Origin of the sequence: Promicromonospora vindobonensis (assembly GCF_042685865.1) — a bacterium.
Lineage (GTDB): Bacteria > Actinomycetota > Actinomycetes > Actinomycetales > Cellulomonadaceae > Promicromonospora > Promicromonospora vindobonensis.
On sequence record NZ_JBHUOG010000002.1, the window covers coordinates 2,743,348 to 2,756,552 of the forward strand.

Annotated in this window: 16 protein-coding genes; 8 read left to right on the forward strand and 8 right to left on the reverse strand. The window is 71.9% G+C overall.

All coding sequences use genetic code 11. The features are described 5' to 3' along the window. Positions 1 to 110: 110 nt before the first annotated feature. Positions 111 to 1,049, forward strand: coding sequence for an aldose 1-epimerase family protein (locus ACFS27_RS25500; RefSeq protein WP_377189390.1), 939 nt, complete (start codon positions 111 to 113; stop codon positions 1,047 to 1,049). Positions 1,050 to 1,201: 152 nt separating this feature from the next. After that, positions 1,202 to 1,795 (forward strand): GDSL-type esterase/lipase family protein, encoded by a 594-nt coding sequence (locus ACFS27_RS25505; RefSeq protein WP_377191182.1) that lies wholly within the window; start codon positions 1,202 to 1,204, stop codon positions 1,793 to 1,795. A gap of 231 nt (positions 1,796 to 2,026) precedes the next feature. Here ACFS27_RS25505 and ACFS27_RS25510 read toward each other — a convergent pair whose 3' ends face one another. The 3 genes from ACFS27_RS25510 to ACFS27_RS25520 form a co-directional block, all read right to left on the reverse strand. Continuing rightward, a complete protein-coding gene (locus ACFS27_RS25510; RefSeq protein WP_377189392.1) occupies positions 2,027 to 2,824 on the reverse strand; it encodes a hypothetical protein in 798 nt (265 codons plus the stop codon). Positions 2,825 to 2,885: 61 nt separating this feature from the next. After that, on the reverse strand, positions 2,886 to 3,599 hold the full coding sequence (locus ACFS27_RS25515; RefSeq protein WP_377189395.1) for a PadR family transcriptional regulator: 714 nt from the start codon (positions 3,597 to 3,599) through the stop codon (positions 2,886 to 2,888). Then, positions 3,599 to 4,453, reverse strand: coding sequence for a DUF4097 family beta strand repeat-containing protein (locus ACFS27_RS25520; RefSeq protein ID WP_377189398.1), 855 nt, complete (start codon positions 4,451 to 4,453; stop codon positions 3,599 to 3,601). The genes ACFS27_RS25515 and ACFS27_RS25520 overlap by 1 nt, the downstream gene beginning before the upstream one ends. A gap of 174 nt (positions 4,454 to 4,627) precedes the next feature. Between ACFS27_RS25520 and ACFS27_RS25525 the strand changes: the two genes are divergently transcribed. Beyond that, the gene (locus ACFS27_RS25525) at positions 4,628 to 4,702 is read left to right on the forward strand and encodes a 50S ribosomal protein bL37 (protein WP_377191184.1); all 75 of its coding nucleotides are present in this window, start codon (positions 4,628 to 4,630) and stop codon (positions 4,700 to 4,702) included. 117 nt (positions 4,703 to 4,819) lie between these two features. Here the strand turns inward: ACFS27_RS25525 and rsrA are convergent, their stop codons facing one another. Together rsrA and ACFS27_RS25535 are read right to left on the reverse strand one after the other, a co-directional pair. Beyond that, positions 4,820 to 5,095 carry a mycothiol system anti-sigma-R factor gene (rsrA, locus tag ACFS27_RS25530; protein WP_377189401.1) on the reverse strand — a complete coding sequence of 92 codons (276 nt, stop codon included), beginning with the start codon at positions 5,093 to 5,095 and terminating at the stop codon, positions 4,820 to 4,822. After that, positions 5,092 to 5,874: a sigma-70 family RNA polymerase sigma factor gene (locus tag ACFS27_RS25535; RefSeq protein WP_377191186.1), complete on the reverse strand. Its 783-nt coding sequence runs from the start codon at positions 5,872 to 5,874 to the stop codon at positions 5,092 to 5,094. Before ACFS27_RS25535 ends, rsrA begins: the two co-directional genes overlap by 4 nt. A 439-nt stretch (positions 5,875 to 6,313) precedes the next feature. Here ACFS27_RS25535 and ACFS27_RS25540 point away from each other — a divergent pair, with 439 nt between their 5' ends. From ACFS27_RS25540 to ACFS27_RS25555, 4 genes are all read left to right on the forward strand, one after another. Further along, positions 6,314 to 6,787, forward strand: coding sequence for a DoxX family membrane protein (locus ACFS27_RS25540; RefSeq protein ID WP_377189404.1), 474 nt, complete (start codon positions 6,314 to 6,316; stop codon positions 6,785 to 6,787). A gap of 99 nt (positions 6,788 to 6,886) precedes the next feature. After that, on the forward strand, positions 6,887 to 8,215 hold the full coding sequence (aroA, locus tag ACFS27_RS25545) for a 3-phosphoshikimate 1-carboxyvinyltransferase (RefSeq protein WP_377189407.1): 1,329 nt from the start codon (positions 6,887 to 6,889) through the stop codon (positions 8,213 to 8,215). Positions 8,216 to 8,242: 27 nt separating this feature from the next. Beyond that, a complete protein-coding gene (gene rsgA, locus ACFS27_RS25550; protein ID WP_377189410.1) occupies positions 8,243 to 9,373 on the forward strand; it encodes a ribosome small subunit-dependent GTPase A in 1,131 nt (376 codons plus the stop codon). Between the two features lie 487 nt (positions 9,374 to 9,860). After that, on the forward strand, positions 9,861 to 10,433 hold the full coding sequence (locus tag ACFS27_RS25555) for an endonuclease V (protein WP_377189413.1): 573 nt from the start codon (positions 9,861 to 9,863) through the stop codon (positions 10,431 to 10,433). Between the two features lie 30 nt (positions 10,434 to 10,463). Here ACFS27_RS25555 and ACFS27_RS25560 read toward each other — a convergent pair whose 3' ends face one another. Together ACFS27_RS25560 and ACFS27_RS25565 are read right to left on the reverse strand one after the other, a co-directional pair. Next, positions 10,464 to 10,892: a VOC family protein gene (locus ACFS27_RS25560; protein ID WP_377189416.1), complete on the reverse strand. Its 429-nt coding sequence runs from the start codon at positions 10,890 to 10,892 to the stop codon at positions 10,464 to 10,466. 63 nt (positions 10,893 to 10,955) lie between these two features. Further along, positions 10,956 to 11,591: a DUF6928 family protein gene (locus ACFS27_RS25565; protein WP_377189418.1), complete on the reverse strand. Its 636-nt coding sequence runs from the start codon at positions 11,589 to 11,591 to the stop codon at positions 10,956 to 10,958. 152 nt (positions 11,592 to 11,743) lie between these two features. Here ACFS27_RS25565 and ACFS27_RS25570 point away from each other — a divergent pair, with 152 nt between their 5' ends. Further along, positions 11,744 to 12,304 carry a DUF6912 family protein gene (locus ACFS27_RS25570; RefSeq protein WP_377189421.1) on the forward strand — a complete coding sequence of 187 codons (561 nt, stop codon included), beginning with the start codon at positions 11,744 to 11,746 and terminating at the stop codon, positions 12,302 to 12,304. A gap of 15 nt (positions 12,305 to 12,319) precedes the next feature. Here the strand turns inward: ACFS27_RS25570 and hisN are convergent, their stop codons facing one another. Next, complete coding sequence (hisN, locus tag ACFS27_RS25575) at positions 12,320 to 13,105, reverse strand: histidinol-phosphatase (RefSeq protein WP_377191188.1); 786 nt, start codon at positions 13,103 to 13,105, stop codon at positions 12,320 to 12,322. Between the last annotated feature and the right edge of the window lie 100 nt (positions 13,106 to 13,205).

A 13,205-nucleotide genomic window follows, 5' to 3' on the forward strand; every position in this document is an offset into this window, starting at 1 on the left:
AGGTCCTGTTCGTAGCGGGGCCGTTCGCAGATGTCACGACACGACCCCCCAGTCTGCTGTCTCACGCTACGTGCCGCAGGCGAATATTGCCCTACGGTTACGGTGTGAGTGTGACGACAGAAATTCCTCCCGTTGCCGAGGCCAGGCCCCATCCTTCCGGGGACCAGTTCCGGATCAGCCATGAAGGCCACCGCGCGACGGTCACCCAGGTGGGCGCGGCGCTGAGAGAGTACTCGGTGGACGGGCGCGACGTCGTGGTCCCGTTCAGGGCCGACGAGATCAGCCCCGTGTTCAACTCCGCGGTGCTGATCCCCTGGCCGAACCGGCTCCGCGACGGCTCGTACGAGTACGGCGGCGAGACCCATCAGCTGCCCGTGACCGAGCCGGCGCGCAACACCGCTCTGCACGGGCTGGCGGCGTGGGAGCGCTGGTCGGTCGTCGAGCACTCCCCCTCGGCCGTGGCGCTCAAGCTCGAGCTGGTCCCCCGGCCCGGCTACCCGTTCCAGCTGGTGGCGCAGATCCGCTACGCCCTGTCCGACGCAGGCCTCGAGGTCACGCTCGACGTCACCAACGTGGGAGCGAGCACCGCCCCCTACGGGTGCGGGTTCCACCCCTGGCTGTCCACAGGCGGCGCGAACCTGGACGAGTGCACCGTGCGGCTCGACGCAGGTACCCGCGTCACGACCGACGAGCGGCTCCTGCCGACCGGCACCGAGCCGGCGTCGGGCACCTATGACCTGCGGCAGCCGCGCAGCGCGGCAGGCCTCGACCTCGACGACGCGTACGTGGACGTCGTCCGCGACGCCGACGGCCTGTCCTGGGCGCACCTGGCCGCCCCCGACGGCCGCACGTCCGCGGTCTGGATGGACGAGTCGCAGGACGTCTGGCAGATCTGCACGGGCGACCACATCGCCCCGGACCGACGCAGGCACGGCCTCGCCGCCGAACCGATGACCTGCGCCGCCGACGCGTTCCGCACGCGCGAGCGGCTCGTGCACCTCGCGCCAGGCGAGCGGCACGGTGTCCGCTGGGGGCTGACGCTGCTCTGACGAGCCTGCTCTGATGTCTCTGGTTCTGACGTCGACGGGTCAGCGTCGGCGCGTTGTCACCGATCGGTCACGGTCCGTGCACCACAATGGGGAACCGGCCGTCCGCCAGGCTGCCGGGAACAGGCAAGGAGAGTCCGTTGCAGGATCGCGAGGTGCGCATCTGCGTCGTCGGTGACGAGCTGGCCACGGGTGTCGGAGACGCTCGTGCACTCGGCTGGACCGGTCGCGTCGTCGCGCGCACCCATTTCTCCCGGCCCGCCATGCTCTTCACCCTTGCCGTGCCCGGCGAGACGAGCACGCAGCTCGGCGCGCGCTGGGAGGCGGAGACGGCAGCGCGCTTCGGTCCGGACTCGGAGATCGAGAACCGCCTGGTCGTGGCTCTGGGGCGGCACGACGTCGCCTCGGGGCTCACGGTCGCCCGTTCGCGCCTGAACCTGGCGAACATCCTCGACGTCGCGGACGCCAACCGGACCGCGGCCTTCGTGGTCGGGCCGCCGCCCGGTTCGCCGGCGGAGGGCGACCGGATCGCTGAGCTGTCCGACGCGTTCGCCGACGTCGCCAGTCGGCGGCGGGTGCCGTACGTCGACACCTACACGCCGCTGGCCCAGCACGAGCAGTGGCTGGCCGACCTCGCGCAGGGCGGGGGCACCTACCCCGGCCAGGCCGGGTACGGGCTCATGGCCTGGCTCGTGCTGCACACGGGCTGGCACGCCTGGTTGGGCCTCCCCCAGGACGAGGTCGCCTGAGCCGGAGGTGCAGCGCAGGGTGCGGGCCGAGGGACGAGGCACACGCCCGGAGCGGAACCGCAGGCTCAGGCGAAACAGATAGAGCCTGAGCCGGAGGTGCAGCGCAGGGTGCGGGCCGAGGAACGAGGCACACGCCCTGAGCGGAACCTGCGGCCGTAGAAAACTGTGGCGGGAGTGCTGATCTGCACTCCCGCCACAGTCCTGTCTCGCCACGGTTCTAACGCGGCATCGTCAGCCGCGGGTGATCGTCGCCGTTCCCGAGACGGTGTTGGTCGAGATGTACGCGGCCGCCCCCGGCTCCGCGTGGTCGACGACGACGGTGCGCTGCGCGCTGGACGTCGCCTGCGCGCCGTCGATCATCACCTTGCCCGTCACGCTGCGCGCACGGAGGTTGACCGGGGAGCCCGCGTCGAGCTGCACTGCCGCAGGGCCAGACACCGTCTTGGCGTTGACGAGCGGCGTGGTGCCGATCGCGGTGACGTCCACCGCACCGGACACGGTCTGGATCGACACCCGGCCAAGGGCACCCACCACCGACACCGCGCCGGACACGGTCGAGACCGCCACGTCTCCCGCGTGCTCGGCGACCGTGACCGCTCCCGTGCCCGACTTGGTGGTCACGGACCCGGTGGTGCCGGTGACGGTGATGGCGCCGCCGGCGGTCTTGACGTTGACCCCCGACTGCGACCCGGTCACCACGACCTCGGCACCGACCGTTGCGACGTCGACCACCGACGCTGCCGGGACGGTGACCCGGACCACGGCGCTGTCGTGGTCCTTGAGGCCGCGGAAACGGTCCACGAAGCCCTCGAGGCCCGGGAAGTCGTAGGCGATCCGGAGGTTCCCGTGCTCTGCGAGGATCTGCAGCGGCCGCGCCGACACCTCGAGCACCTCGACGAGGGCTCCGGAGGTGCGGTTCGGGTCGGCCACGATCTCCGCGCGGCCGTTCGTCAGTCGGACGATCAGGGTCGAGGCGCCGCCTACCTCGATGGTCTGGGGGGCGGCCACGCTCCAGGACTCGGTGGTCATCGCTGTGCTCCGTTCATTGGGGACGTTGCGGGGTCGTTCGTGGATGGGTGCATGGGTGCGCTCATGGGGAGTGCGCACCACTCGGGTTCGTGCGTTCTGCACGGCTCGGCGGAGAACTCGTGCTGTGCGGCAGCGTCCCACGGATCGCGGAACGTGCCGAGTCGAGGACGGTACGCAGCGTCTCCACGGTCAGCGCCGACACGGTACCCGCGACGTCCGCCTCGCGCAGGTCGGCCAGCACGTCGTTGCGGAACCGCTGGAGCATCGCCTCGGCGTCGTGCCGCAGCGAGTTGGACTGCGTGCGGCGCGGGTCCGGTGCGGTGTCGGGCCCCGGCCTCGGCCGGGAGCGGGCCTCCTGCGCCGCGGCGGCGAGCTCGGCCCGCAGGCCGCGCATCGTGTCGCGGACGTCCGCCCGCACCTCGTCCGCGAGGCTGCGCACCGTCTCGGCGACGCTGCGTTCCAGCCGCCGGACGTCGTCGAGGCGGGAGTCCAGCTCGGCCCGGCCTGCCGGGGTCAGCTCGTACGTGGCCTTGCGGCCGGCGCCCGACGAGCCGGCGTGCTCCGGCGAAGCCTGCGCACCGGGAACCGAGCGGCGCACCAGGCCTTCCTCCTCGAGCCGGGCCAGGCGCGGGTAGATGGTTCCTGCGCTGGGGCGGTAGGTGCCGCCGAAGCGCCGGGTGAGCTCCGTGATGAGCTCGTACCCGTGTCGGGGGCCGTCCAGGAGCAGCACCAGCAGGTACAGGCGCAGCTCCCCGTGGGCGAACACCGGTGGCATTACAGCTCCACGGGCGCCGTGTCCGCGGGCGCGGCGTCGGCAGGGGCGTCCTGCGGCCCGCCGATCACGGTGACGTCGCCGGAGACGCCGGTCACCCGCAACCGCATGACGCCGGGCCCCGTCGACCGCTCGCCGCCGGAGACCTTCGAGCCACCGCCACCGGTGAACTGCAGACCGCCCAGCGTCACCCGCCCGCTGACGCTCTGCAACGACACCTCGACGGCCCGCTCGTCCGGCACCCGCAGCAGCATGTTCCCGGACACCGTGTTGACCCGGACGGTCCGGGGCTGGTTCACCAGGTCGAAGGTCACGTCGCCCGAGACGGACGACGACGTCACGGCGTCAGCCGATGCGCTCACCACGACGTCGGCGGACACCGTGTTGCTCGTGACGTCACCCACGTGGTCGCGGACCGTCACCTCGCCGGAGACGGTGTTCAGCCTGAGGTCCCCGGCCGTGCGGGAGACCAGGAGAGAACCGGAGACGGTGGACGCCGACGCACCCGCCGTCGTGCCGGCGAGGAGCCCCTCGCCGCGGACGGTGCCGAGCCGCACGGTGGTCCCGGCCGGCACCGCGACGTGGATGTCGGCGCGGGCCTTGCCGCCGAAGTCCGCGAACCGCTTCATGAACGTACCCCAGCCCGACAGGCCGCTCTCGTGCCCGATCACCAGGTGCCCGCCCTCGAGGCGCACCTCGAGGGACCGGCCCTCGACCGAGTGCACCTCCACCCGGGCCACGGGCTCGTCATGGGCGACGATGTCGAGCCGGCCGTCGACGACGTGCGCGTCGACGGTGGTCACACCGTCGAGCTCGATGGTCTGCGGACCGGTGACGGTCCAGCTGTCTGCGCTCATGGTTCCTCCGGTGCTCGGGGCTGGCTCGGACGGTCGGGCGAACACGATATATCGCGTTGACGAGAGTCACGATATATCGCGTTCCCGGGTCCGGCAACCCCTTTTCGGCCGGACGGCCCGGTGATCTGTGGGATCATTGGAGCCATTCAGTCCGTCACCTGGTAGGAGACACAGATGAGCAAGCGCGGTTGCAAGCGCCGTAGCCGTGCCGGCAAGGCAGCGAACCACGGCAAGCGTCCCAACACCTGAGCCGGCTCGAGCGTCCGTCAGGACGATGAGCCGCCCAGCTGGGCACACGAAAGGGCCGGAACCCAATGCCTGGGTCCCGGCCCTTCGTCATGTCCACCGGCGGTCAGCCGGGCACCGTCAGTCGGCGACGGTCATGACCGTCAGCTGCTCGTGGATGCGCACCCGCAGCGTGTCCGGCGCGCGCTCGCTGCACGACCGGCGCACCAGCTGCTTCACGAGGTCCTCGACGCTCAGCTCGGCCAGGCACGGCGAGCAGTGGGCGACGTGCGCCCGCATACGCTGCTCGTCCTCCGGCGTCATCTCGGAGTCCAGGTACTCGTACAGGTGCTTCAGTGCGTGCTCGCACTCGGACTCACCCGCCATGTCGTGCGGGATGGGTTTGATGTTGTTCACTGCGCACCTCCGGGCGCCTGGCTGACGAGTCCTCGCTGAGCGGCATAGTCGGCGAGGAGCTCACGCAGCTGCCGGCGTCCGCGGTGAAGCCGGGACATCACGGTCCCGATCGGAGTTCCCATGATCTCTGCGATCTCCTTGTAGGGGAAGCCCTCGACGTCGGCGTAGTACACGACCATCCGACGGTCCTCCGGGAGCTCGGCGAGCGCCCGCTTCACATCGCTGTCCGGAAGCCGGTCCAGCGCCTCGACCTCCGCCGAGCGCAGGCCGCGCGACGTGTGCGACGCCGCACGCGCGATCTGCCAGTCCTCGACGTCCTCCGTCTGGGACTGCTGCGGCTCGCGCTGCTTCTTGCGGTAGCTGTTGATGAACGTGTTCGTGAGGATGCGGTACAGCCAGGCCTTCAGGTTCGTACCCGGCCGGTACTGGTGGAACGCCGCGAACGCCTTGGCGAACGTCTCCTGCACCAGGTCCTCTGCGTCCGCCGGGTTGCGCGTCATGCGCAGCGCAGCGGAGTACAGCTGGTCGAGGTACTGGAGCGCGTCGCGTTCGAACCGCGCGGCGCGGGCCGCTGCGCTCTCCTCCTGCGGGGAACGCTCGGTGCTCTCGTCCTCGCTGTCCTGACCGGGGGTCTCGGCGCTGGTCTCGGTGGTGCTCTCGGCCGCGGTGGCTCCCGTGGTCCCGACAACACCCTCGCTCGCGTTCGTGTCGGGGCGCGCCCCGGCATCGGCGCCGACCGCGTCGGCGCCCTGGTTCTGCTCGCGGGAATTGTCAGTCATCGCACTTGAGCCTAGCCGCGTCGGCCAACCCGTGTCCGACAGGGCCGCCGCCAGAGCGTCGGCCTTGGACTTCGCACTGGCCAGCGCCCCGTCCACGCCGGGGTCGAGCAGGTGCGCCGGGACCGCTCCGAACATCAGGGGCGCGCCCTGCACGCCCGACGCCGGACCGCTGGTCGCACCCGTCGCCGCGCCTGCCATCGCAGCCGCGGCCTCGCTGGTCACCGTGCTGGTCGCCGTATTCGTCACCGTGTCGATCATCCTGTTCTTCACCGGGTCCTTCTCGTGGCATCGCTCCACCTCGGGTTCAACCTGTGCCCCCGGCGCCGAATTCCCGGGGTGGCTGGGGACCATCCACTTCCCCCGCCGATGCCGCCCGTCGTACGCAGTCCGGTATCGCCATCCTGCTGCATTCGCGGCCGGCATCTGCCAAGGTGGAGGCATGCTGCTTCGACACATCGCGCGACCGCTGCTGGCCTCATCGTTCATCTACGACGGAGTGCAGGCTGCCCGGAAGCCGAGCGACCACGTGGCCACGGCCAAGACCGGGTCCGCCCTGGCCACCCAGGCGCTGGGCGCTGAGCCGCTCAGCGAGAAGCAGGTCACCACGCTCGTGCGCGCGCACGGCATCGCGACCGCCACCGCCGGCACGCTGCTCGCGCTCGGCAAGGCACCCCGCGCGTCGGCCATCGCGCTGGCGCTGCTCACGCTGCCCCTTGCCGTGGTGAACCAGCCCTTCACCGCGCCGAAGGAGGAGCGCGGCCCGCGCACCGAGCGGTTCCTGCGCAACCTCGCTTCCGTCGGCGCGGCGCTCATCGCGGGCGCGGACCTCGAGGGCCGGCCAGGGATGTCCTGGCGCGTCCAGCAGGCGCGCGCGGCACGCGCGGAAGCGAAGGCTGCCGCCGTCGAGGTCTGACCCCCCGTAGTACCCGCTGTCAGACGTCCAGGTCACTCGGGTGGCACCTGGTCCGACACGGGGCCGCTGCTCCGGCGCGGTCCGCGATAATCTCGGCACATGACTTCCTCCACCACCGCGCCCGCACCGACATGGGAGGCACCGCTCGCCGGTGCCCCGCTGGACGCGACGGTCGAGGTACCCGGCAGCAAGTCGCTCACCAACCGGCTCCTGGTGCTCGCTGCCCTCGCCGAGGGCCCAGGCACCCTGCGCGGTGCCCTGCGCAGCCGGGACGCCGACCTCATGATCGGCGCGCTCCGCGCCCTTGGCGCCCACATCGAGGAGGGCGACCACCCGAGCACCCTGCACGTGACGCCGGGCCCCGTCACCGGCGGCACCGACGTGGACACCGGCCTGGCCGGGACCGTGATGCGGTTCCTGCCCCCGTTCGCGGCGCTCGCCGACGGGCCGGTCCGGTTCGACGGCGACCCAGCGGCCCGGGTCCGCCCCATGCTTCCCGTCCTTGCGGCGCTACGCACCCTCGGGATCACCGTGCACGACCCCTCGGACGGCTCCGGGGACTCGGCAGCCCTGCCGACCCACCTCCCGTTCACCGTGGAGGGTCGAGGCAGCGTGCCCGGCGGTGCCGTCGACGTCGACGCCTCCGAGTCCTCGCAGTTCGTCTCCGGCCTCCTGCTCGCCGCGGCCCGCTTCGACCGCGGCCTCACCCTGCGACACATCGGCGCCACGCTGCCGAGCCTGCCGCACATCGAGATGACGGTGGCCACGCTGCGCGACGTCGGCGTCGTGGTCGACGACTCCCGTGACGGCATGTGGGACGTCTCCCCCGGACCGATCGCCGCGCGGGACGTCCGCGTCGAGCCGGACCTGTCCAACGCGGCGCCGTTCCTCGCCTCCGCCCTGGTGGCAGGCGGCACCGTCCGCGTGCCGGGCTGGCCGACGCTGACCACGCAGCCCGGTGCCATGGTGCCCCAGCTGCTGGAGCGCATGGGCGGCTCGTACACCCTGACCGACGGGGTCCTCTCGGTGACGGGAACCGGGGAGCTGCACGGGATCGACGTCGACCTGCACGCCGGCGGCGAGCTCGCACCGACGTTCGCCGCCCTGGCCGCGCTGGCGGACTCCCCGTCCCGGCTGCGCGGGATCGCTCATCTGCGGGGCCACGAGACCGACCGGCTCGCGGCACTGGCCCGCGAGATCACGCGGCTCGGCGGGCAGGCGGAGGAGACTCGCGACGGCCTGGTCATCACGCCCCGCCCGTTGCGCGGCGACGTCGTCCGGACGTATGCCGACCACCGGATGGCGACGTCCGCTGCGCTGCTCGGCCTGCGGGTGCCGGGCGTGCGCGTCGAAGACGTCGCCACCACGGCCAAGACGCTGCCCGACTTCACCGGCATGTGGCTGACCATGCTCGGCTCGGCCGCCTGATGGGCATCTCCTGATGGGGCGTGCCTGATGGGCCGGCGTGACATCGACGAGTCGGACTTCCACTCTCGCCCGTCCAAGCGCGGCTCGCGCCCCCGGACCAAGCAGCGTCCCGAGCACTCCGACGCCGTCACCGGCCTGGTCACCGGCGTGGACCGCGGCCGGTACACGCTCCTGGTCAAGGACGCCGACGACGTCGCCTCCGGGGGCTCCTCCGACGGCACGATCGTGACCGCCATGAAGGCCCGCGAGCTGACCCGTACCCGCGTGGTCGTCGGTGACCGGGTCGACGTCGTCGGCGACGTCTCGGGCGGCGAGGGCTCGCTCGCGCGCATCGTGCGGATCCAGGAGCGCACGTCGACGCTGCGCCGCACCGCCGACGACACGGACCCGTACGAGCGGATCGTCGTCGCCAACGCGGACCAGCTGGTCATCGTCACGGCGCTGGCCCAGCCCGAACCGCGGACCGGCATGATCGACCGTTGCGTCGTCGCCGCCTACGACGCGGGGATGTCGGTGCTGCTCTGCCTGACGAAGGCCGACCTGGCGTCTCCCGACGAGCTGCGCGCCCTCTACGAGCCGCTCGGGGTCGAGGTGGTGGTGACGCAGCGGGCGCCCTCCGGTGGGGCCGGCGGTGAGGACGGCGCGACTGCTGGCGACCTGGTCCTGGCCCCCGAGTCCGTCGAGGAGGTCCGCGGCCGGTTGCGCGGTCTCGTGTCGGTGCTGGTGGGTCACTCCGGCGTGGGCAAGTCGACGCTGATCAACGCCCTGGCACCGGAAGCGAGGCGCGCCGTCGGGGTGGTCAACGACGTCACGGGCCGTGGGCGGCACACGTCGACCTCCGCCGTGGCACTCCCGCTGCCCGTGGCGGTCGTGGAGGGTGGTCCCAACGACACGTTCGACGGCTGGGTGATCGACACCCCTGGCGTCCGTTCGTTCGGCCTGGCCCACGTCGAGGTGGCGCACCTGCTGAACGCGTTCGAGGACCTCGACGACGTCGCACAGGAATGCCCGCGCGGCTGCACCCACCTCGCCGACGCCCCGGACTGCGCCCTCGACGACTGGATCGAGGCCTCACCGGACGAGGAGCGAGCGGCCCGCGCCGCTCGGCTCAGCTCGTTCCGCCGCCTGCTCTCCTCGCGGACCGGCTCGGACGCCTGATCTTGCACCGACCCGCAACCTGTTGCTCGCTCTTCTATCGACCCTGGCCGCCCGTGCCGAGCCGCAAGTTGAACGTCGATCTGGGCGGCTCACGGCGCCCAACCGCAACATGCACGCCCATCCGGGCAACTCACGGCGCCCAACCGCAACATGCACGCCCATCCGGGCGCCGAACCGAAGCCTGCGTGCCCACCAGGCGACTTATCGACGTGCAGGTTGCGATTCGGCGCCCAACCTGACGCCCAAGTTGCGGTTGGACGTCGGGTGGGCACCCGCATCGACGCGCAAGTCTCGGTTCGGCGCTCCACCCGACGTGCAAGTCTCGGTTCGGCGCTCCACCCGACGCGCAAGTTGCGGTTCGGCGCCGATGGCCGCCCCACGGACCAGCAGGTTGCGGTTCGGCGCGAGTCCAGCTCGCGAGCACCCATCCCACTGCCGTCCACGGTCCACGCCCCACGGCGAGCTCTTTCGACGCCAGAATGTGCGGGTGACCGCCGAGCCCGACGCAGCGCAGACCATGCAACACGCCGGAACCACACCGACCGGCGGCGGCCGCTTCGGCGCGGTGGACGTGCAGTACCTGGACGACGGCGGAGCGCGAGCCGAGCTGGTCGTCTTCGCCGACGCCGCGTTCAGCGCGCTGGTCGAGGAACGCACCGTGCTCGTCGACCAGGTGGCCGAGTACCGGCCCGGAAGGTTCTACGAGCGGGAGCTGCCGGCACTGGAGCGGGTCGTGTCCGGCGCAACGCCCCTGGACCTGCTGATCGTCGACGGCTACGTGGACCTCGACCCCGCCGGACGGCCGGGACTGGGCGCCCACGTCGCGGACGCCGGGTTGGCGCCGATCATCCTCGGTGTCGCGAAGACCCGGTTCCAGGCCGCGACGCATGCCGCCGAGGTGCTGCGCGGGCAGTCCACCCGGCCGCTGTACGTCACCGCGTCGGGCATGACGCTCGAGGCCGCAGCGAGCCTCGTGCGCGACATGGCCGGCGACGGGCGGTTCCCGGATGCCCTGCGCCGGGTGGACCGGCTGGCGCGTGGCGCCCTCTCCCCCGGCTGAGCAGCGACGTAACCCGGACGGTCCACCGGCTCACGACTGGAGGAACATCCAGCGGTGGCCCTCCACGTCCTCCGCCCGGTACAACCGGCCGTACGGGGCGTCCTCGATCTCGGAGAGCAGTCCGGCGCCCGCCGCCTTCGCACGGGCGAAGTGGGCATCGACGTCCGCCACGTGGACCAGCACGCCGTCGATCACCCAGGGCGTCGACAACCAGGCGTCCGCCGCGGTGCAGTGCTTGCGGTGCGCCGCGGGGCCCTCGTAGGACGCGAGCTCGGACAGCATCAGGCGCCCGCCTCCGGCGTCGAGCTCGCCGTGGGAGAGGTGGCCGTCGTCGTCCAGCCAGCGTTCCGCCTCCGTGAAGCCGAAGGCTTCGATGAGCCAGTCCATGGCGGTGACACCGTCCTGATAGGACAGCATCGGGATCACTGCGGGTTCGGGAGCAGCTGTGGGTTCAGGCATGACCAGACCTCCTCGTTCTCGAACAAATGTACGAGTGATTCGAGGATCTGTCGAGTGCGCCGGCTAGGTGATCTGGAAGCCGAACAGCTCAACGGCCCACGGGTCCAGCCGGCCGGCGGACGGCCCCCCGTCGTCGGCGCCCTCGCCGCTGAACCCGAAGAACTCCTGCAGCGCCCGGTCCCCCAGGACCAGCGGGTGGAACGGGAACGGATAGCCCGCGCCGGCCGGCGACGGGTGCTTGCCCGCCCAGAACGGCTCCTCGAACGCGAGCCGCTCCCCGGTGTCCTCGAGGACGCCGTCGTCCGGGGACAGGCTCAGCGAGCGCACGAGCACCCCGTCCCGCCACACCGCGAACGCGAACCAGTCCACCGCGCTGTGCATGGCGTGCAGGTACAGGGTGCGGCCCATGCTCGCGCCGATCAGGTGCGCGGGGAGCTGCGAGGGCCGGTCGAGCATGAGCGCCTGGTCGCACAGGACGTCCACCTCCGGCGTCGACAGCGCGCACGCCCTGCCCTGGGGCGGGAACACCGCGTCGCCGAGCTCCCACGGCTCCTCCCCGTCCGGGCGGATCCGCGCAGGCGGCCACAGCAGGCCGAGCAGCTCGGCCGCCCCCGCCTCGTCCGCGAACTCCGCCGCTTCGGTCAGCCCTGCCGCCACGTCCCCGTCCGCGTACACCAGCATCGCGGTCTTGGCACCCATCTCTGTCTCCTACCCTCGGCTGCTACCCCTGCCCTCGGCACCCGCCCCGACGCCGGACACGAGAGTACGGGCACCCACCGACACCGCCACCGGACGCGCACGCACGCGGGTTGCGGCGCTCGCACGGTGCCAGCACACGGCAGACTGGCCCCATGCGCATCTACGTGCCCGCCACGCTCGACGAGCTCGACGCCGTCTCCCACGCCTCCGGTGCCGCCCGCTGGACCGTCGCGCCGCGCCGTGCGCACGCCGTGACGAAGGACCTCGAGGCCGCCCTGCCGGATGATGACGCCGAGGGTCTCGAGTACGTCGCCGCGCTGAACGCCGCGGACGACTCCCTCGCGCTCATCGCCGGTCGCCCCGATGCCCCGCACCAGCGCGTGGTCATCACGGTGGAGGTGCCCGACGCCGCGGTCGGCCCTGCGGGCGCGGGAGCCGCCGGCGACGCGGCCGACGAGAGGGTCGAGTCGGAGGTCGAGGTCACCAGCACCGTCGAGGAGGTGGCGATCGTCTGCGTGCACGTCGACGAGACGGAGGCCGCTACCGACATCGCGGACGTGCTCGCGGCAGCGGACGAGGAGAGCGATGCCGAGTCGACGGCGCAGGTCGGCGAGGAGTCGGAGACCGCCCTCGACGCGGCACTGCAGCGCGTCACCGACCGGGACCTGCTCTGGTACGACTGGAGCGAGATCAAGGACATCCCGCGGGACTGACCGGGCTCGGCAGGCTCAGGCCAGGTAGTCGAGCGCTTCCTTGTGCAGCTTGCCGTTCGTCGCGACCGCGTTGCCGCCCCACGGGCCGGGCGCGCCGTCGAGCGAGGTGAACGTGCCACCCGCCTCGGTGACGATCGGCACGAGTGCCGCCATGTCGTACACCTCGAGCTCCGGCTCGGCCGCGATGTCGACAGCGCCGTCGGCCACCAGCATGTAGGACCAGAAGTCGCCGTACCCACGGGTGCGAGCGCAGGCGCGGGTCAGGTTGAGGAAGCCGTCGAGCGAGCCGCGCTCCTCCCAGCCGCCGAGGGACGCGTAGCTGAACGACGCGTCCGAGACCCGGGACACCCCGGACACGGACATGCGCGTGGCTGCCGCGAGCGACTTGCCGGTCCACGCGCCCGAGCCCTTCGCCGCCCACCAGCGCCGGCCCAGCGCGGGCGCGCTGACCAGCCCGACCACCACCTCGTCGCCGTCGGCCAGGGCGATCAGCGTCGCCCACACGGGCACGCCGCGGACGAAGTTCTTGGTGCCGTCGATCGGGTCGACGATCCAGCGTCGTGCGCCGCTGCCGGCGGAGCCGTATTCCTCACCGACGATCGCGTCGCGCGTGCGGGCGCGTGCGAGCTGCCCGCGGATGAAGTCCTCTGCAGCCCGGTCGGCGTCGGTCACGGGCGTCAGGTCGGGCTTGGTCTCGACCTTGAGGTCCAGCGCCTTGAAGCGCGACATGGTGATGGAGTCGACCTGGTCGGCGATCACGTGCGCCAGACGGAGGTCGTCGGCGTAGTTGTCCTTCGTCATGGCGGCCACGCGCACAACTTAGCGTCGGATGTCACTTTTCTGTCGCCGACCCGCGCCGGGCGGGCGGATCGTTACCCAGGAAAGTCCTCGACAGACCTGC